The sequence below is a fragment of the Lentzea sp. NPDC060358 genome, from assembly GCF_042725365.1.
Lineage (GTDB): Bacteria > Actinomycetota > Actinomycetes > Mycobacteriales > Pseudonocardiaceae > Lentzea.
The window spans coordinates 1-17,363 of the sequence record NZ_JBHXCW010000171.1 but is presented as its reverse complement, the minus strand read 5'-3'; the positions used below and the strand labels follow the sequence as shown (position 1 = coordinate 17,363).

19 protein-coding genes and 1 riboswitch are annotated in these 17,363 nt (G+C 71.8%); of the genes, 10 read left to right on the top strand and 9 right to left on the bottom strand.

Annotated elements, in window-relative coordinates:
* Window positions 1-95: 95 nt before the first annotated feature.
* Both ACFWGZ_RS29085 and ACFWGZ_RS29080 read right to left on the bottom strand, forming a co-directional pair.
* The gene (locus tag ACFWGZ_RS29085; RefSeq protein ID WP_236220131.1) at window positions 96-920 is read right to left on the bottom strand and encodes a tRNA (adenine-N1)-methyltransferase; all 825 of its coding nucleotides are present in this window, start codon (window positions 918-920) and stop codon (window positions 96-98) included.
* A 15-nt stretch (window positions 921-935) separates the two neighbouring features.
* Window positions 936-2,054: a site-2 protease family protein gene (locus tag ACFWGZ_RS29080; RefSeq protein WP_382454766.1), complete on the bottom strand. Its 1,119-nt coding sequence runs from the start codon at window positions 2,052-2,054 to the stop codon at window positions 936-938.
* Between the two features lie 95 nt (window positions 2,055-2,149).
* On the opposite strand from ACFWGZ_RS29080, the gene ACFWGZ_RS29075 reads away from it, so the two are divergent.
* The 3 genes from ACFWGZ_RS29075 to ACFWGZ_RS29065 all read left to right on the top strand — a co-directional run bounded on the left by ACFWGZ_RS29075 (window position 2,150) and on the right by ACFWGZ_RS29065 (window position 4,529).
* Window positions 2,150-2,995: a RecB family exonuclease gene (locus tag ACFWGZ_RS29075; protein ID WP_382454765.1), complete on the top strand. Its 846-nt coding sequence runs from the start codon at window positions 2,150-2,152 to the stop codon at window positions 2,993-2,995.
* Window positions 2,995-3,756 (top strand): thioesterase family protein, encoded by a 762-nt coding sequence (locus ACFWGZ_RS29070; RefSeq protein ID WP_382454764.1) that lies wholly within the window; start codon window positions 2,995-2,997, stop codon window positions 3,754-3,756. The genes ACFWGZ_RS29075 and ACFWGZ_RS29070 overlap by 1 nt, the downstream gene beginning before the upstream one ends.
* Before the next feature lie 155 nt (window positions 3,757-3,911).
* Window positions 3,912-4,529 carry a phosphoribosyltransferase gene (locus ACFWGZ_RS29065; protein WP_382454763.1) on the top strand — a complete coding sequence of 206 codons (618 nt, stop codon included), beginning with the start codon at window positions 3,912-3,914 and terminating at the stop codon, window positions 4,527-4,529.
* Here the strand turns inward: ACFWGZ_RS29065 and ACFWGZ_RS29060 are convergent.
* From ACFWGZ_RS29060 to ACFWGZ_RS29050, 3 genes are read right to left on the bottom strand one after another with little or no spacing between them, the layout of a single operon-like run.
* Entirely contained in the window at window positions 4,490-4,801 is a 312-nt protein-coding gene (locus ACFWGZ_RS29060; RefSeq protein ID WP_382454762.1) for an antibiotic biosynthesis monooxygenase family protein, read from the bottom strand. The two genes, ACFWGZ_RS29065 and ACFWGZ_RS29060, sit on opposite strands and share 40 nt — an antisense overlap.
* Window positions 4,798-5,658: an ATP phosphoribosyltransferase gene (hisG, locus tag ACFWGZ_RS29055; RefSeq protein WP_382454761.1), complete on the bottom strand. Its 861-nt coding sequence runs from the start codon at window positions 5,656-5,658 to the stop codon at window positions 4,798-4,800. The genes ACFWGZ_RS29060 and hisG overlap by 4 nt, the downstream gene beginning before the upstream one ends.
* A gap of 13 nt (window positions 5,659-5,671) precedes the next feature.
* Window positions 5,672-5,935, bottom strand: a complete 264-nt coding sequence (locus ACFWGZ_RS29050) for a phosphoribosyl-ATP diphosphatase (protein WP_382454760.1) — start codon at window positions 5,933-5,935, stop codon at window positions 5,672-5,674.
* A 108-nt stretch (window positions 5,936-6,043) separates the two neighbouring features.
* Between ACFWGZ_RS29050 and ACFWGZ_RS29045 the strand changes: the two genes are divergently transcribed.
* The 3 genes from ACFWGZ_RS29045 to ACFWGZ_RS29035 all read left to right on the top strand — a co-directional run bounded on the left by ACFWGZ_RS29045 (window position 6,044) and on the right by ACFWGZ_RS29035 (window position 7,917).
* Window positions 6,044-6,694 carry a (2Fe-2S)-binding protein gene (locus ACFWGZ_RS29045; RefSeq protein WP_382454759.1) on the top strand — a complete coding sequence of 217 codons (651 nt, stop codon included), beginning with the start codon at window positions 6,044-6,046 and terminating at the stop codon, window positions 6,692-6,694.
* A gap of 70 nt (window positions 6,695-6,764) precedes the next feature.
* Window positions 6,765-6,897: riboswitch (cobalamin riboswitch) on the top strand.
* Window positions 6,898-6,950: 53 nt separating this feature from the next.
* On the top strand, window positions 6,951-7,139 hold the full coding sequence (locus ACFWGZ_RS29040; protein WP_177229632.1) for a CbtB-domain containing protein: 189 nt from the start codon (window positions 6,951-6,953) through the stop codon (window positions 7,137-7,139).
* Window positions 7,140-7,155: 16 nt separating this feature from the next.
* Window positions 7,156-7,917 carry a CbtA family protein gene (locus ACFWGZ_RS29035; protein WP_382454758.1) on the top strand — a complete coding sequence of 254 codons (762 nt, stop codon included), beginning with the start codon at window positions 7,156-7,158 and terminating at the stop codon, window positions 7,915-7,917.
* Here the strand turns inward: ACFWGZ_RS29035 and ACFWGZ_RS29030 are convergent.
* The gene (locus tag ACFWGZ_RS29030; RefSeq protein ID WP_382454757.1) at window positions 7,914-8,570 is read right to left on the bottom strand and encodes an HAD family hydrolase; all 657 of its coding nucleotides are present in this window, start codon (window positions 8,568-8,570) and stop codon (window positions 7,914-7,916) included. The two genes, ACFWGZ_RS29035 and ACFWGZ_RS29030, sit on opposite strands and share 4 nt — an antisense overlap.
* Window positions 8,571-8,866: 296 nt before the next feature.
* Between ACFWGZ_RS29030 and ACFWGZ_RS29025 the strand changes: the two genes are divergently transcribed.
* Both ACFWGZ_RS29025 and ACFWGZ_RS29020 read left to right on the top strand, forming a co-directional pair.
* Window positions 8,867-9,769 carry a PAC2 family protein gene (locus ACFWGZ_RS29025; protein ID WP_382454756.1) on the top strand — a complete coding sequence of 301 codons (903 nt, stop codon included), beginning with the start codon at window positions 8,867-8,869 and terminating at the stop codon, window positions 9,767-9,769.
* A 60-nt stretch (window positions 9,770-9,829) separates the two neighbouring features.
* Window positions 9,830-10,990, top strand: coding sequence for an MFS transporter (locus ACFWGZ_RS29020; protein WP_382454755.1), 1,161 nt, complete (start codon window positions 9,830-9,832; stop codon window positions 10,988-10,990).
* Here ACFWGZ_RS29020 and ACFWGZ_RS29015 read toward each other — a convergent pair.
* Together ACFWGZ_RS29015 and ACFWGZ_RS29010 are read right to left on the bottom strand one after the other, a co-directional pair.
* Complete coding sequence (locus tag ACFWGZ_RS29015; RefSeq protein WP_382454754.1) at window positions 10,920-12,503, bottom strand: ABC transporter permease; 1,584 nt, start codon at window positions 12,501-12,503, stop codon at window positions 10,920-10,922. The genes ACFWGZ_RS29020 and ACFWGZ_RS29015 overlap by 71 nt on opposite strands.
* Entirely contained in the window at window positions 12,500-13,387 is an 888-nt protein-coding gene (locus tag ACFWGZ_RS29010) for an ATP-binding cassette domain-containing protein (protein WP_382454753.1), read from the bottom strand. Before ACFWGZ_RS29010 ends, ACFWGZ_RS29015 begins: the two co-directional genes overlap by 4 nt.
* 83 nt (window positions 13,388-13,470) lie before the next feature.
* On the opposite strand from ACFWGZ_RS29010, the gene ACFWGZ_RS29005 reads away from it, so the two are divergent.
* A complete protein-coding gene (locus tag ACFWGZ_RS29005; RefSeq protein WP_382454752.1) occupies window positions 13,471-13,968 on the top strand; it encodes a GbsR/MarR family transcriptional regulator in 498 nt (165 codons plus the stop codon).
* Window positions 13,969-14,020: 52 nt separating this feature from the next.
* On the opposite strand, the gene ACFWGZ_RS29000 is transcribed toward ACFWGZ_RS29005, so the two are convergent.
* Complete coding sequence (locus ACFWGZ_RS29000) at window positions 14,021-15,121, bottom strand: S1 family peptidase (protein WP_382454751.1); 1,101 nt, start codon at window positions 15,119-15,121, stop codon at window positions 14,021-14,023.
* 502 nt (window positions 15,122-15,623) lie between these two features.
* On the opposite strand from ACFWGZ_RS29000, the gene ACFWGZ_RS28995 reads away from it, so the two are divergent.
* Window positions 15,624-17,330 (top strand): S8 family serine peptidase, encoded by a 1,707-nt coding sequence (locus tag ACFWGZ_RS28995; protein WP_382454750.1) that lies wholly within the window; start codon window positions 15,624-15,626, stop codon window positions 17,328-17,330.
* Window positions 17,331-17,363: the final 33 nt, after the last annotated feature.

Here is a 17,363-nt window from a genome sequence, read left to right as displayed (position 1 = left end):
CCGTCCAGCACGTCTGCTCGCGCAACGCCTCCGTGACCACGGACAGCTGGGTGGTGGTGGCGACGTACACGACGAGGACGCCGCCGGGCGTCTGGTCAGCCCTTGCTGGGGCGGCGCTGCGGCTTCGGCGCCGTCACGCCGGGCGCGAGCTTGCGGGCGGTCAGCAGGAACGCGGTGTGCGCGATCATCCGGTGTTCCGGCCGCACGGCGAGACCGACGACGTGCCACGGGCGGACGAGCGTCTCCCACGCGTGGGGCTCCGTCCAGCACGTCTGCTCGCGCAACGCCTCCGTGACCACGGACAGCTGGGTGGTGGTGGCGACGTACACGACGAGGACGCCGCCGGGGATGAGGTTCTCCGCGATCGTGGGCAGCACCTCCCACGGCGAGAGCATGTCGAGGATGACCCGGTCGACCTCGCCCCGGTGGTTCTTCACGTCGTCGACGGTGATCGACCAGTTGCCGGGGCGCTCGCCGAAGAACGTCTCGACGTTGCGGATCGCGTGGACCGCGTGGTCGTCGCGCACCTCGTAGGACTGGACGCTGCCCTTCTCCCCCACCGCGCGCAGCAGCGAGCACGACAGCGCACCGGACCCGGCGCCCGCCTCCAGCACCCGCGCGCCGGGGAAGATGTCGCCGTACATGACGATCTGGGCGGCGTCCTTGGGGTAGATCACCTGCGCGCCCCGCGGCATCGACAGCACGTAGTCCGGCAGCAACGGGCGCAGCGCCAGGAAGTTCGTGCCGCCGACGGACGCGACGACGGACCCCTCCGGCTGCCCGATGAGCGAGTCGTGCGGGATCGCGCCGCGGTGGGTGTGGTACTCCTTGCCGGGCTCGAGGACGACCGTGTAGTGCCGGCCCTTGGGGTCGGTCAGCTGAACCCGGTCACCCGGCTGGAACGGTCCACTTGCGCTAATCACCGCGCAATGGTGTCAAACGCCCTTCTCGATGGCCGCACGCAGGTCCTCCCGGCGCAGCACCCCGGCGGGACGCCCCTCCAGGTCGACCACGAGGAACTGCCACGCGGCGGTGCCCTGGACCTGTTCGACGATCTCCTCGCCGGGATCGTCGGCGAGCAGCACGGTCTCCGGCCGGATCGGCTCGGCGGCCTGCTCCGCGGGGGCGAACGGGCTGGCGGCGGCGAGCTTCTCGGCCGCGACGGCGTCGAGCAGGCCGGCGGCGACCCCGTCGGCCCTCACCAGGACGACGCCCCGGCCGGCCGAGGTGCTCAGCGCGTCCTTGACCGGGCTCTCCGCCGGGAGCTGGAGAACGGGCAGGATCAGGTCGTTCAGCGTGACGCCCGGCGGCCAGGTGCGCCGCCGTTCGCTCGCGAGCTCGCTCCTCGCACCGGCGACGACGACCCACGCCGTGAGCACGCACACGCCGAAGCGCAGCCAACGGTCTTCCGCGCCTTCCACAACGCCGTAGAGCGCCCACACCACCAGTGCGGCGGCAACGGCGAACCCACCGACCACGGCGACACGCGTGCCCATCGCCCGTTGGCCCGTCGCGGCCCACACGCCGGCTCGCACGATCCGTCCGCCGTCGAGGGGGAGGCCGGGCAGGAGGTTGAAGAGGGCGACGACGAGGTTCGCCCCGGCCACCTGCACCACCAGCAGCCACAGCAGTCCGCCCGGCGTCATCGCGAACCCGCCGATGCCGAAGACGACGGCCAGCGCCACGGACACCAGCGGTCCCGCGCCGGCGACGACGCCCTCGTGGCCGGGTTTGCCCGGGGTGCGCATGATCTCGGACAGCCCGCCGAGCAGGTACAGGCGCAGCCTGCGCACCGGTAGCCCGAGCCGCAGCGCCGCGACGCAGTGGCCGAGCTCGTGCGCCAGCACGGAGAGACCGAGGAAGACCGCGAAGAGCGCCGCGACCGCGAGCCCGATGCCGGGCGGGGTGCCGGGGGCCAGGTCGTCGACGAGCGGGGCGTAGAAGGCCACCACGATCGCCGAGCCGATCCACCACGACGGCGCGAGCAGCACGGGGATGCCCGCCACCCGGAACAGCAGCAGGCCGCTCTCTCGTTCGCTGATCCGCGCGGCCACGCAGAGCACTGTAGAGCGAGTGGTGTGATCTCGCGGTTCGGTGCCCCGGACGGGCGGCGTCGGGAATTGTCAGACCCCTGTCCTAGGGTCGAACCATGAGCACCACGTTGCGCAGGCCCGCGCTGTCGCCGTCCAGGGCGGGCGACTTCAAGCAGTGCCCGCTGCTCTACCGCTTCCGCGCGGTCGACCGGCTGCCGGAGAGGCCGACGAAGGCGCAGGTGCGCGGCACGGTGGTGCACGCGGTGCTGGAAGACCTGTTCGCCCTGCCCGCCGCCGAGCGCGTGCCCGACCGCGCCCGCGCGATGATCGCCCCGGCCTGGGAGCGCGTGAAGTCCGAGCGCCCGGAGTTCTCGACGCTGTTCGAGGAACCGGGTGGCGCCGAGGAAGCGGAGTGGCTCGCATCCGCCACCAAGCTGCTCGACGGCTACTTCGGCCTGGAGGACCCGCGCCGCCTCGAGCCCGAGTCCCGCGAGCTCCTGGTGGAGTCGGAGCTGCCGTCCGGCGTGCTGCTGCGCGGCTACATCGACCGCGTGGACGTGGCCCCGACGGGCGAGATCCGCGTCGTGGACTACAAGACCGGAGCCGCGCCGCGCGAGATCGGCGAGGCGAAGGCGTTGTTCCAGATGAAGTTCTACGCCCTGGTCCTGTGGAAGCTGCGCGGTGTCGTGCCCCGCCAGCTGCGCCTGATGTACCTGGCCGACCGCCAGGCCCTGGCCTACACCCCGGACGAGGGCGAGCTCGCCCGCTTCGAGCGCACCCTGGACGCCATCTGGCAGGCGATCATGCGCGCCGCCCCGACCGGCGACTTCCGCCCCAGCCCCAGCCGCTTGTGCGACTACTGCGACCACAAGGCGTTCTGCCCGGCCTTCGACGGCACCCCGCCCCCGTACCCCGGCTGGCCGGAGCCCGACGACACCGAACCCCTGCAGGACCGCGACTGATGGGGGCCTTCTACCTCCCCCTGCCCGACGGCACGTTCCGCTCGACGCCGCACACCGTCGGCCCGTGGGGCCCGGACAGCCAGCACCTGGGCCCGCCCTCGGCACTGCTGGCCCGCTCGCTGCTGGCGGTGCGGCCGTCGCTGTCGCGCGTGACGTTCGAGGTGCTGGGCCCGGTCCCGGTGGCCGACCTGGCGGTGTCCACTTCGGTCGAACGCCCCGGCCGTTCGGTGGAGCTGCTCTCGGCTTCCCTGTCCCACAACGGCAAGGTGGCGCTCACGGCCCGCGCGTGGCACATCGTCGGTTCCGACACCACGGCCGTCGCGGGCGGTGCCGGCCCGGCGCTGGCTCCCCCGTCGTCCGCCGTGCCGATGGAGATCCCGGAGCACTGGGGCGGCGGCTACCTGGCCGCCGTCGAGTGGCTCTCGGTGTCCGGCGGCATCTTCACGCCGGGCGACGCCCGGGTGTGGGCCAGGCCGCGCGTCGCCGTGGTCGAGGGCTTCGAGACCTCACCGCTGGAACGCCTCTTCGCCGTGGTCGACTCGGCCAGCGGCGTCTCGTCCCGTGTGGACATTCGCACGTGGTACGCCATCAACACCGACCTGACCGTGCACCTGCACCGCCGGCCCACCGGCGAGTGGATCGGCATGGACGCGCGCACGGCCATCGGGCCGGACGGGGTGGGGGTGGCGACCAGCGTGGTGCACGACGTCGAGGGGCCGGTGGGCACGTCGGCGCAGGCGCTGTTCGTGCGGGAGCGCTGAGTCCCGCCCCGTGCGCGGTGCCGACGAGACGGGGTCCGGCGTTCCGCGCCCCCTCGCCCGGCACGGACGTCCCCGGTCCGCGTCCTCGACGACCACCGGCGTCACCCCGGATCTCCGGCCCCGAGCCCGGCCGACGGCGTACCGTCACCAGCACTGTGAAGAGGTTCGCGAACCGGCGGGAAGCGGGCCGCGCCCTGGCCGCGCGTCTCGCCGGACACCCGTGGCACCACCCGCTGGTCCTCGGACTGCCCCGAGGCGGCGTCCCGGTGGCGAAGGAGGTGGCGACCGCCCTCGGCGCCGAGCTGGACGTCGTGGTCGCGCGCAAGATCGGCGCGCCGGGCAGGCCGGAGTACGGGGTCGGCGCGGTGACGGCGGACGGCGAGCCCATCTACGACCAGCGGGTCCTGCGGGCCCTGGACCTCACCGAAGAGCACCTGGCCGGCACGTGCGACGAGGAACGGGCGGAAGCGGCCAGGCGCACGGCCCTCTACCGCGGCGGCAGACCGCTCGCCATCGCGGACCGGGACGTCATCGTGGTGGACGACGGCCTGGCCACCGGGGTCACCGCCCGCGCCGCCCTGCACTGGATCGGCAGGCACGGGCCGAGGAGCACGACCCTCGCCGTCCCGGTCGCCGCGAGGCAGTCGCTCGCGTCCTTCGGCACGACGAGGGTGGTCGCCGTGCTGGCACCGAGGAACCTCCAGGCGGTGAGCCGCTGGTACGAGACCTTCGATCAGACCACGGACGACGAGGTGCTCAGGGCACTCGAGTAGTGCTCCACCACCGGGAACGGCGAGTAGAACCGGTGCAGCAACGACGACCACCGCTCGTACGACGGCCCCTGCCGGAACCCGACGGTGTGCGCCTCCAAGGACTCCCACCGCACCAGCAGCAGGTACCGCGACGGCGTCTCCACCGACCGCAGCAGCTCCAGGCCCAGGAAGCCCGGCGAGGCGCTGATCAACGACCGCGCCTCGCCGAACGCCTGCTCGAACTCGTCCGAGAGCCCCGGCACCACGTCCAGGACGGCCTGTTCCAGGATCACAGGCGGCAGAACCTGATGTCCGACGCCAGCACGGCCTTGGCGCCGATGGCGGCCAGCTCGTCCATCACCTGGTTCGCCTCCTTGCGCGACACCATCGCGCGCACGGCCACCCAGTTCTCGTCGGCCAGGGGCGCGACGGTCGGCGACTCGAGGCCCGGGGTCAGCGCGACGGCGTCGTCCAGGATCGAGCGCGGGCAGTCGTAGTCGAGCATCAGGTACTGCTGGGCGAACACCACGCCCTGCAGGCGGGCCGTCAGCTGCTTCTTCGCCGCCGTCACCTCGGTGCCGGCGCGGTGCACGAGCACGGCCTCCGACTCGCAGATCGGGTCGCCGAACGGCACCAGGTCGTGCTGCTTGAGCGTGCGGCCGGAGCCCACGACGTCGGCGATCAGGTCGGCCACACCGAGCTGGATCGAGATCTCGACGGCGCCGTCGAGGCGGATCACCTGGGCGGTGATGCCGCGCTCGCGCAGGTCGCGGCCCACCAGGCGCGGGTACGCGGTGGCGAGGCGCTTGCCCTCGAGGTCGGAGACCTTCCAGTCGGTGCCGCGGGGGCCCGCGTAGCGGAAGGTCGACGAGCCGAAGCCCAGGGCGAGCAGCTCCTCGACCGAGGAGCCGTTGTCGTCGGCGCCCGAGTCGGCGGCCAGGTCGCGGCCGGTGATGCCGAGGTCCAGGTCGCCGGACGCCACGTAGATCGCGATGTCCTTGGGGCGCAGGAAGAAGAACTCGACGTCGTTGTTGGGGTCGAGCACGGTCAGGTCGCGGGGCTCGTGCCGCTGCCGGTAGCCGGCCTCGGTGAGCATGGCGGAGGCGCGTTCGGCGAGCGCGCCCTTGTTCGGGACTGCTACGCGCAGCATGTGGGGGTCTCTTTCAGAGGTACTTGTACACGTCTTCGAGGGTGAGGCCGCGGCCCAGCATGATGACCTGGAGGCGGTACAGGAGCTGCGAGATCTCTTCGGCGAGCTTCTCGTCGGACTCGTGCTCGGCGGCGATCCAGACCTCGCCCGCCTCCTCCAGGACCTTCTTCCCCTGCGCATGGACGCCGGCCTCGAGCGCTGCGACGGTGCCGGATCCCGCCGGCTTGGTGGCGGCTCGTTCGGTCAGTTCGGCGAACAGGGAGTCGAAGGTCTTCACGACTCGACATCATCCCACCTCGCCCGGCCGGGTCCACACCGCGGTCGCCCCCGTCCCACGTCCTGGACGCGAGTCGACCTGCGTGGACACCCAGTAGCGTGAACTTCCGTGTCTGAGTTCGCCGAGGTCCTCGCAGCGCTGCGCCGGGTGCGCGGGATCAACCCGTTCTTCGCCCTCGACGTCGGCCGCCCGGACGAGTCGTGGCTGCCGGGAACGGACCTGCTCGAAGGGCCCGCCCTCAAGAACACGATCGAGGCCATCGCGAACCGGTACGAAGCGGAGGAACCACGCGTCGCGGCGAGCCTGTTCTTCCTCGGCTACACCGCGCGGCTGCTCAGCCCCCTCACGGCCGCGGACCTGCCGATCGACGTGCGGCCGGAGAACCTGTGGTGGCGCCACGACCCGGCCGGCGGCCTGAGCGTGCGCATCGACGCACCGCGGCTGGGCCCGCCCGCCGCGGCGGCGCTCGAGCCCGTCGTGGAGGCGATCCAGGACGTCGCGCCGGTGGCACGGGGATTGTTGTGGGGCAACGCCATGTCGAACATCGCGGGCGCGCTGAAGATGGTCGTGCGCGCACGCATGCTCACGGCCGAGGAAGCGGAACTGCGCGGCGCGCGGCTGATGAGCGCTCCGCCGTTCGAGCAAGCCGGCGAGTTCTTCTCCATCCCCGGAGAGGTCGCGTTCCGGCGCAGGAGCTGCTGCCTCTACTACCGCGTCGCCGCAGGTGGGAAGTGTGGTGACTGTCCACTCGTGAAGTGAGGTGCGCAACAACTCTTATGGCCGGTTGTGCTCGGCGGGCCGGTCAACTTACGGTGCACGCGCCGCAGTGACGGGAAGCCGGTGTGAATCCGGCGCGGTCCTCGCCACTGTGACCGGGAAGCAACCCCCGCCGAGCACGTCACTGGTCCCCGCCGGGACTGGGAAGACGCGGGGTGAGCGGTGATCCGGGAGTCAGGAGACCGGCTGCGGCGCCGCAAGGAGAGTTGACCTTCCACGAGGTATGGAGGAGCCCGTCATGACGAGCCCCGCAGCAAGTCTGTCCGCCGTCCGCGTGCCCAAGTGGGCCTTCGCCGTCTCACTGCTCGGCCTGATCGTCACGTACCTGGTCCTCCAGGAGAACGGCCTCGCGCTCGGCGCGGGTTCCGAGTTGCTGCACGAGTTCTTCCACGACGGCCGCCACGCCCTCGGCGTCCCCTGCCACTGATCCGCCGACCACGCAGATGACGACGACGTACAAGTCCATCGCACTGCGCGGCATCGCGGCCGGCGGCATCGCCGGTGCCGCCTCCGCGCTCGTGCAGCTCCTGGTCACCGAGATCCCGATCCGCGCCGCCCTGGCGGTCGAGGAAGCACGGGAACCCGCCGGTGACGGCCACGCGCACTCGCACGGCGAGGAAGAGCTGGTCAGCCGCGGCGCCCAGATCGCGGGCGGCATGCTCGGCGTGGTGATCGTCGGCATCGCGATCGGCCTGGTGTTCGCCACGGCCTACGCGCTGTCGAAGCGCTGGTTCGCCGACCGCACGCCGTTCAGCCGCAGCCTCGCGTTCGGCGCCGCGGTGTTCGGCGCGGTGGCACTGCTGCCGTGGCTCAAGTACCCGGCCAACCCGCCCGCCGTGGGCGACCCGGACACCGTGAACTACCGGACCGCGCTGTACCTGGGCGTGGTGGTCGCGGGTCTCGCGATCGTGTGGGGCGCGAGCTGGCTCGCCGAGCAGCTGCGCGCGCAGTCGCAGCCGGTGCGCGTCACCGGCGTGCTCCTCGCGGTGGTCGCGGCCGTCGCGGTGGTGCTGCTGGCGTTCCCCGCGCCGCCGGACACGATCCCGGCGGACATGCCGGTGGCGGTGCTGTGGCAGTTCCGCCTCAGCTCGCTCGCCCAGCTCGCCACGCTCTACGTCGGCATCGGCGTGGTGTTCGGCCTGCTGGTCGACCCGGCCACGCGCGGCGCCAAGGCCGAACGCGTGACCGCTTCGACGACGGTCTAGAGCGCCTTCAGCACGTCGAGGTCGACGCCGGTGAGGGAGTCGCGGAACACCCGCCGCTCCCCCGCCGGCACCTCGACGTCACAGGGCACGACCAGCACGGTGCACCCGGCGGCCACGGCCGCGGCGACACCAGTCGGCGAGTCCTCGACCGCCACGCACTGCACCGGATCCACGCCGAGCAGCCGCGCCGCCTTCAGGTACGGCTCCGGCAGCGGCTTGTTCAGCCCGTCCACCTCGTCGCCGCACACCGTCACGTCGAACAGGTCGCGGCCGATCGTGTCCAGCGCGACCTCGGTCAGCGCGCGCTCGGTCGAGGTCACCAGCGCCATCGGCACACCGGACGACCGCACGGCGCGCAACGCCTCCCGGGCACCCGGCCGCCACGGCAGGCCGGCGCGGAAGACCTCCTCGGTGCGGCGCGAGATCCACGCGGCGCCGTCCACGAGGTCGGCGTCGGTCGGCTCGACGCCGACGTCGGCGAAGAGCAGGCGCATCGTCGTGGGCACGTTGGTCCCGACCATGCTCTCGCGGGTCTCGAGCGACAGCGTGCCGCCGAGCTTCTCGGCGTACTCGTAGAGCGGGATGTCCCACAGCTTCTCGGAGTCGAGCAGCGTGCCGTCCATGTCCCACAGCACGGCCTGCAAGTCAGACATCGAAGTACTTCGCCTCCGGGAGTGCGCCACGAAGGCGTCGGTGGACTGGCAGGGGTGGAGTCCTCGCGGACCCGCTCGTGCCCATGCCCGGCCGGCGCGTCGGCGAGCCGGCCTCCGGTCCGGAGACTTCCAGGCCTCACGATACGCGTTCCACCGGAGGGCTCACGGGCGTGGTGAGCGAGCGAACAGCGGGTCGTCACGCGGTTGACCAGCGCGTCCCGCCACGGCGGCGTTCCCCGGTCGCGCATGGGCCAAGCCTGCGATGAGTTGCCGGGGGGAGGCCGTAGTCTGGCGCCGTGAACGATCCGTCCCAGGAATCCCCGGCACCCCAGAACCCGCGCCAGCCGCTCACGAGCCCGATCATGGTGTGCGCGTTCGAAGGGTGGAACGACGCCGGCGACGCCGCCAGCACCGCGATCGAGCACCTCCAACTCACCTGGGACGCCACCCCGCTCGCCGAGATCGACCCGGACGACTACTACGACTTCCAGGTGAGCCGCCCGACCGTGCGCATGGTGGACGGCGTCACCAGGAGGGTCGACTGGCCGACGACGCGGCTGTCGGTGTGCAGGCCCCCCGGCTCGTCCGCGGACGTGATCCTCGTGCACGGCATCGAGCCGAACATGAGGTGGCGCAAGTTCGCCGCCGAACTGCTGGCCCACGTCGACGCGCTCGGGGTGACGACCGTCGTGACGCTGGGCGCGCTGCTGATGGACACGCCGCACACCCGTCCCGTGCCGGTGACGGGCACCGCCTACGACCCGGACGCCGCCGAGAAGTTCGGCCTGGAGCACTCGAAGTACGAGGGCCCGACGGGCATCGTCGGCGTGTTCCAGGACGCGTGCGTGCAGGCGGGCATCCCGGCGATCTCCTTCTGGGCCGCCGTGCCGCACTACGTCTCGCAGCCGCCGTCGCCCAAGGCCACCCTGGCCCTGCTGCACCGGGTGGAGGAGGTCCTCGACATCGAGGTTCCCCTCGGCGCGTTGCCGGAGCAGGCGGAGGAGTGGGAGCGCACGGTCAGCGAGATGGCCGACGAGGACGAGGACGTGCGCAACTACGTGCGGGCGCTCGAGGAGCGCGGCGACGCGGCCATGCAGATCACCGAGGCCTCCGGGGACGACATCGCCGCGGAGTTCGAGCGGTACCTGCGCCGGCGCGGCCGCGGCCCGGGCTGGCCGTCGGCGGGCCCCCGCCAATAGAAGTTAGCTCAGGCAACCATTTCCGCCGTTCGCCCACTAGGGTGAGCGGCGGAGGTGTCCGTGGGCCGCTTGGCACGCGCCGGGTTGTACGCCGGGGCTTTGATCGGGCCGTTCGGCGGCGCCGTCACGACGTCGATCCTGCCCGAGATCGGCGACAGCTTCGGCCGGTCGGCGGGCCAGGCCGCGTCGACGCTCACCTACTACCTCGTGCCGTTCGCCGTGCTGATGCTGGTGTCCGGCACCTTCGCGCAGCGCTGGGGTCCACAACGGACGGTCCGGGTCGCCTACGTGGCCTACGCCGTCACGTCCCTGCTGGCCGCGGGCGCCTGGACGTTCGAGGTGCTGCTCGCGTCGCGGGCGTTGCAGGGGGCGGCGAACTCGTTCACCACCCCGGTGCTGCTCGCGGTGATCGCCGCGTCGACGCCGAAGGAGAAGCTCGGGCGCGCGCTCGGGTTGTTCGGCTCGATGCAGGCGGCGGGGCAGACCTCGGCCCCGCTCGTCGGCGGGCTCACCGCCGAGGTCGACTGGCGGCTGGCGTTCGTGGTGATTGCCGTGGTGGCCGTCGGGCTCGCGGTGCTGGGCGTGCCGGAGACCGAGGCCGAGCCCGAGCGCGACGCGAGCCTGCGCAGCGCGTTCGTGCCGAGCACGATCCGGCCCGCCGTCATCGCGTTCGTCGGCTGGGGGTGCCTGGGCGGGCTGTCGTTCCTCGTGGCGTTCCGGCTCGACGACGTGTTCGGGCTCGGCGCCGGTGAGCGCGGGCTGCTGCTCACCGGCTTCGGCATCGTCGGGTTCCTGACCGCGCGGCACATCGGCAAGGCCATCGACCGGTTCGGCGCCACGACCACCGTCGTCGTCGGGGCGACGCTGGGCGGTGGCCTGATCGCGGCGGCGGGGACGTCGCCGTTCGCCGCCGTGGTGGTCGTCGCCTGGGCGTTGACCGGTGCGGCGGCGCAGGGTGTGTTGGTGAGCATCAACGCGTTGGTGCTGCAGGGCGAGACCGCCAACAGGGGAGGCAGCGTCAGCGTCGTGCAGTCGCTGCGCTTCATGGGTGCCGCCTCGGCCCCGCTGGCGTTCGTCCCGCTCTACCAGTCGCACCCGCTGCTGGGGTTCCTGGTCCCGGCGGTCCTGCTGGTCGTCGTCCCCGCGATCGTCACGTGGTCAGGTCGCGGCGCCGGAACCCGGCGAACCCCGCGGCCAGGAGCACCACCGCCACCGCGGTGAGCCACGCCGGCGGCCCGAACGTGATGTCCGGGTACTTCGGCACGTGGCTGAACGGCGACACGTCGATCACCCACTGGTCGAGCCGCAGCGCCGGGCCGAGCAGCGTGATCACCAGCGACGCCGACACCACGGCCCAGCTCACGCCAGTGAACTGCGGGAACACCCCGAACAGCACCAGCGCCACGCCCGCGACCACCCACGCGGCCGGCAGCTGGACCAGTGCCGCGCCGAGCATCTTGGGCAGCTCACCGCCGACGTCACCGATCTGCAGGCCGTACATCAGGCCGAGCCCGAAGCCCGCGAAGGCCAGCACGACCGCGCCGCCGAGCAGCGCGAACACCGCGTGCGAGGCCACCCAGCCCCACCGCGAGACCGGCGTGGCGAGCAGCGGCTCCGCGCGGAACGAGGTCTCCTCCGACCGCAGCCGCAGGACGGCCTGGACGAGGTAGATCGACGAGATGAGCCCCAGCAGCTGGGTGACGGTCCCGAAGAACGCGTCCACCATCGCGTCGGCGCCGCCGATCTGCTGCACGATCCGCCCGAGCGCCGGGTTGTCCTCGACCATCTGCCCGACCGCCTGCGCCACGCTGCCGTAGATCACGCCGACCGCGAACAGCGCCACCGACCAGCCGATCAGCGAGCCCTTCTGCAGCCGCCACGCCAGTCCGAACGGCGTGCCGATCGTGCCCTCCGGCCGCCCGAGCCGGGTCGCCAGCAGGCCGAGCCCGACGTCGCGCCGGGTCACGACGGCGGCGGAGGCGCCGACGAGCAGCACGACCGCCGCGAGCGCGATGCCGAGGACCCAGAACCGGTTGTCGCCGAACGCTCGCACGTGCTCGGTCCAGCCGATCGGCGAGAGCCAGGTGAGCCACTGCGGCCCCGACTCCCCCGCCGCGTCGCCCGCCGCGCGGAACAGGTAGGTCACGCCGAGGAACCCGCCCGCGAGCGCGTTCGACACGCGCGAGTTCTCCGACAGCTGCGCGGTGAGCGCGCTGACGCCGGTGAACACCAGGCCCGCGCTCGCGGTCGAGAGGCCGAACGCGAACGCGCCCGCCGCGTCGAGGTCCTCGGCGATCAGCACGAGCGCCTGCAGCACGCCGACGAGCAGGCTCGTGCCGCCCGCGACGACCACCGCGGCGGCCAGTGGCGCGTGCCGGCCGACGACCGTCGCGGCGATGAGTTCGGTGCGGCCGGCCTCCTCCTCGGCGCGCGTGTGCCGGGTGACGACCAGCACGGCCATGATCGCGATGAACAGGCCGGAGAAGACTCCCCAGCGCCACACGACCAGGCCGCCGAGCGACGACCAGTCGTGCAGCGGGCCGAGCATGGCGAGGAAGGCGGAGTTGGCGTTCGCGGTGACGCCGAGCTGGGCCCGCGACTGCGCCGACCCGTACAGCTCCTCGAGCGCGGTGGTCGTGGAGTAGGTGACGCCGACCAGGAACAGCACCCAGATCGGCAGCAGGACCCGGTCCCGGCGCAGCGCCAGCCGGACCAGGGGGAACGTGCCGGTCATCTCGCGTCCTCGTAGTGGCGCAGGAACAGCTCCTCGAGCGTCGGGGGCTGCGAGGTCAGCGTGCGCACGCCCGACGAGACGAGCTGCTTGAGCACCGGGTCGAGCTCGTCGGAGTCGACCTCGAACCGCACCCGGTTGCCCTCGGCCACGAGGTCGTGCACGCCCGTCATGGCCGCGAGCCCGTTGGGCGGGCCGGCGAGCTCGGCGGAGATCGACGTGCGGGTCAGGTGGCGCAGGTCGGCGAGCGTGCCGGTCTCGACGACGTGGCCGCTGCGGATGATGCTGACGCGGTCGCACAGGGCCTCGACCTCGGCGAGGATGTGGCTCGACAGCAGCACGGTGCGGCCGCGCTCGCGCTCGTCGTTGATGCAGGCCTGGAAGACGGCCTCCATCAGCGGGTCGAGCCCGGAGGTCGGCTCGTCGAGGATGAGCAGCTCGACGTCGCTCGCGAGGGCCGCGACGAGCGCCACCTTCTGCCGGTTGCCCTTGGAGTAGGTGCGGCCCTTCTTGCGCGGGTCCAGTTCGAAGCGCTCCAGGAGCTCGGCGCGGCGGGTCTTGTCGAGACCGCCGCGGAGCCGTCCGAGCAGGTCGATGACCTCGCCACCGGTCAGGCTGGGCCAGAGGTTCACGTCGCCGGGGACGTAGGCGAGCCGGCGGTGCAGAGCCGCGGTGTCCTTCCACGGGTCGCCGCCGAGCAGCCGCGCGGTGCCGGAGTCGGCACGCAGCAGGCCGAGGAGGATCCGGATCGCCGTCGACTTGCCGGCGCCGTTGGGGCCGAGGAAGCCGTGCACCTCACCGGTCCGGACGTCCAGGTTCAGGTCGTCCAGCGCACGCGTCGGGCCGAAGGTCTTGACCAGGCCCGACACGGATATCGCAGATGTCATGGCCGGTAAGCTACGCTTGTTTCACAAGTTCGTGAAGCGCGTAAATTTTGCCCGATCGGCTGACGAAAGGGGATGATGCCGCCGTGACGAGAGCTACGGAGCGTGACACGCAGGCGGTGAGCCAGTTCGTCGAGCGGTTCGGCGGGATCCTGGCGGACACCGGCGTGCCCCGCATGCCGGCTCGCATCCTCGCGGCCCTGCTGACCACGGACTCGGGACGGCTCACCGCAGCCGAGATCGCCGACCTGCTGCAGATCAGCCCGGCGGCGGTGTCGGGCGCGGTGCGCTACCTGACCACGGTCCAGATCGTCAGCCGCGAGCGCGAGCCGGGATCGCGCCGGGACGTGTTCCGGATGCGCGACAACGTCTGGTACGAGACGACGTTCCGCAAGGACCAGATGCTGGTCCTGATCGACGAGGTGCTCAGCGAGGGCGTCGAGGCGCTCGGCGCGGACTCGGAGGCGGGCCTGCGCCTCGACGAGACGCGCGAGTTCTTCCGGTTCGTGCACGGTGAGCTCGGCTCGCTGCTCGACCGGTGGCGCGGGCACCGCGAGAAGTGGCTAGAGGAACGATCTTCGTGAACGACGACGAGGGGGAGCTCCCGGCGGAAGCTCCCCCTCGTCGTTCAGCGCGTCAGCCCGTGGTGAGGGTCAGGCCGTAGGCCTCGAGGATCTCGTTGACCGGCTGGTAGTAGGTCGTGCCGCCGCTGGTGCAGTCACCGGAGCCACCCGAGGTGACACCCTGCGCCTGCGTGCCGCTGACCCACGAGCCACCCGAGTCACCGGGCTCCGCGCACACGTCGGTGCGCGTCAGGCCGCTGACCGAGCCCTCCTGGTAGTTCACCGTCTGGCTCTTGGCCTGGACCTCGCCGCAGTGCCAGCCCGTGGTCGAGCCGGAACGGCAGATCGAGGCGCCGACGGCCGCCTCGGTGCTGCCCGAGACGACGACGTCGCTGCCGCCGTAGTGGTTCACGTTCGGCGTCGGCGTCCAGGACGAGTTCGCACGGACGAACGAGTAGTCGTTGCCCGGGAACGACGACTGCTCGAACTGGCCGAGCTCCGAGCGGTCCGCGCCCGTGACCGAGTCACCCGGCGACCCGCAGTGACCGGCGGAGACGAACCCGCCGTCGACCGCGAAGCCGACGGAGCACCGGCCGGCGTTGTTGATGTAGTACGCGTCACCGCCGCGGATGTCCTTGAGCAGGCGCGGGGCCTCGTCGGTCTCGACGACCTTCGCGACCGCACCGGCCTTCTCGACGAGCGACCGGGCAGCGCCGCTCTGACCTCGCTTGACGGTGATCGTGACCGCGTTCGCCCTCGTGTCGACGAACCAGCCGGTGACCTCGGCGGGAGCCTGCGACGCGTCGAGCTTCGCCTTGGCCGCGTCGAGGTCGCTCGCCTTGTGCGCGACCGTGCGGGGCTCCGCGCCGAGCTGGCGGAGCCGGTCGGTCTTCGCCGCGTCGGTCACGCCCACGACGAGCTTGCCGGTGGCCGCGTCGAACCACGCGCCGCCGTAGCTCTCGCCGGCGAATCCCTCCGCCACTCGCTGCAGGACCGAGGCCGCGCTCTCCTGACGCAGCCGCTCCGCCGCCTGCTCAGCGTCCAGTCCGAGGTCGCGCTGCATCGCGGCGAGCAGGTCGGCGGACGGGTGCGGTGCGGCGACGGCGACAGGGGAGACCGTCGTCGCGAGTGCACCCGTCAGCACGGCCACAGCCGCGACAGCCATGCGCTTCATAGGCAGTTCTCCTTGATCTTCGGTTTCGTGCAGGGCCGGTGTAACGCCGGACCGGGCAACCGCGATGAGGAGATCAGCTGTGCTGCAACACAGCTCGCACGACACCGGATGACATGGCGTCCCCAGGCGGTCGAACTGCCCGATCAGTTCGTTCCTCCGTTTGGGCGACGCTATGTCGTGCTGCCTACCGGACGGTAGGGCCGATCGAGGGGTGGACCTCTCGGCGTCGAAGTTGATATAGGGAACGAAAATGCGTCCTCTCGGTCTATTTCCGTGACGCAGAGCAACGATTCGGGCATCCACGAAACGTCAAATCTGTCAAGAGTTCGCACTCGTCGGCGGATCCCTCTGACCTGCGGCGCAGGTCTACCGTGCTGGTCACCCTGTTCCCTGCACGAGGGAGAACCCTGCAATGCGAAGAGTCTTGGGTATGGGACTCACCGCCGCGGCAGCCGTGTGTCTGGCCGCCGCCGTGGTGCCCGCCGCATCCGCTCAAGAAAACGTGGGGACGATTCTCGGCGCCGACCGCGCCGACGTCGTGAAGGACAGCTACATCGTCTCGCTGAAGGCCGACACGGCGTCGAGGGCCGCCGCGCCGGGCCTGGCGAGCAAGTACGGCGGCCGGGTCGGCCAGGTCTGGCAGCACGCGATGAACGGCTTCTCGGTGACGATGTCGGCCCAGCAGGCCGCCAAGCTCGCCGCGGACCCGAAGGTCGCGTACGTCCAGCAGGACGCGCAGGTGCACCTGCTCGACGTGCAGCAGAACCCGCCGTCATGGGGTCTGGACCGCGTCGACCAGCGCGACCTGCCGCTGAGCAACAGCTACCAGTACGACACCACGGCGTCGAACGTGACGGCGTACGTGATCGACACCGGTGTGCGCACCACCCACTCCACGTTCGGCGGCCGCGCCACGTGGGGCACCAACACCTCCGGTGACGGCAACAACTCCGACTGCAACGGCCACGGCACGCACGTGGCCGGCACCATCGCGGGCTCGCAGTACGGCCTCGCGAAGGCCGCCAAGATCGTCGCCGTCAAGGTCCTCACCTGCGGCGGCTCCGGCACCACCGCCGGCGTCGTCGGCGGCATCGACTGGGTGACGGCGAACGCGGTGAAGCCCGCCGTCGCCAACATGTCGCTCGGTGGCGGCGCCGACTCCACCCTCGACGCGGCCGTGCGTCGTTCCATCGCCTCCGGCGTGACCTACGCGATCGCGTCCGGCAACTCGAACACCGACGCCTGCAGCACCTCGCCCGCCCGCGTCACCGAGGCGATCACCGTCAACGCGTCGACGAACACCGACGCGCGCGCCTCGTTCTCGAACTACGGCTCCTGCACGGACATCTACGCGCCGGGCCAGAACATCGTGTCGTCGTGGAACACCAACGACACCGCGACGAACAACATCTCCGGCACCTCGATGGCCACCCCGCACGTCGCGGGCGCGGCGGCCCTGTGGCTCGCCACGCACCCGACCGACTCCCCCGCCGCCGTGTGGTCGGGCCTGGACGCGGCCTCGACCCCCAACAAGATCACCAACGTCGGCGCCAACACCCCGAACAAGCTGCTCTACACCCTGTGGGGCGGCGGCCAGCCCGGTGACCCGGCGGTGACGAACCCCGGCACGCAGACCTCCACGGTCGGCACCGCGGTGTCGCTGCAGCTCTCGGCCTCGGGCGGCACCGCGCCGTACACCTGGTCCGTCACCGGCCTCCCGGCCGGCCTGTCGGCCTCGTCCTCCGGCGCGATCTCCGGCACCCCGACCACCGCGGGCACCTCCTCGGTGACCGCGACGGCGACCGACGCGGCGGGCAAGACCGCCTCCGCGACGTTCTCGTGGGTCGTCAACCCGGTCGGCGGCAACTGCGACGCCAAGACCAACTCGACCCCGGCCTCGATCCCGGACCTGGGCACCGTGACCAGCACGATCGTCGTCTCCGGCTGCGCGGGCAACGCGTCGGCCGCCACGTCGATCAAGGTCTCGATCACCCATTCCTACAAGGGTGACCTCGTGGTCGACCTGGTCGCGCCCGACGGCTCGGTCTACAACCTGCACAACCGCTCCGGCGGCTCGGCCGACAACATCAACGAGACCTACACGAAGGACCTCTCCTCGGAGGCCGCGAACGGCACCTGGACGCTGCGCGTGCGTGACGCGGCGTTCCTCGACACCGGCACGCTGAACAGCTGGACGCTCGACGTGTGACCGTCTCCCCGCTGAACGAACCGCCCCCGGTGC

What these genes read in the sequence shown, in the direction of transcription:
- ACFWGZ_RS29035 (WP_382454758.1), top strand. Translation starts at nt 7,156, where the DNA reads ATGACGACGACGTACAAGTCCATCGCACTGCGCGGCATCGCGGCCGGC.
- ACFWGZ_RS29000 (WP_382454751.1), bottom strand. Translation starts at nt 15,121, where the DNA reads ATGAAGCGCATGGCTGTCGCGGCTGTGGCCGTGCTGACGGGTGCACTC.
- ACFWGZ_RS29010 (WP_382454753.1), bottom strand. Translation starts at nt 13,387, where the DNA reads ATGACATCTGCGATATCCGTGTCGGGCCTGGTCAAGACCTTCGGCCCG.
- ACFWGZ_RS29030 (WP_382454757.1), bottom strand. Translation starts at nt 8,570, where the DNA reads ATGTCTGACTTGCAGGCCGTGCTGTGGGACATGGACGGCACGCTGCTC.
- ACFWGZ_RS29040 (WP_177229632.1), top strand. Translation starts at nt 6,951, where the DNA reads ATGACGAGCCCCGCAGCAAGTCTGTCCGCCGTCCGCGTGCCCAAGTGG.
- ACFWGZ_RS29015 (WP_382454754.1), bottom strand. Translation starts at nt 12,503, where the DNA reads ATGACCGGCACGTTCCCCCTGGTCCGGCTGGCGCTGCGCCGGGACCGG.
- hisG (WP_382454761.1), bottom strand. Translation starts at nt 5,658, where the DNA reads ATGCTGCGCGTAGCAGTCCCGAACAAGGGCGCGCTCGCCGAACGCGCC.
- ACFWGZ_RS29075 (WP_382454765.1), top strand. Translation starts at nt 2,150, where the DNA reads ATGAGCACCACGTTGCGCAGGCCCGCGCTGTCGCCGTCCAGGGCGGGC.
- ACFWGZ_RS29070 (WP_382454764.1), top strand. Translation starts at nt 2,995, where the DNA reads ATGGGGGCCTTCTACCTCCCCCTGCCCGACGGCACGTTCCGCTCGACG.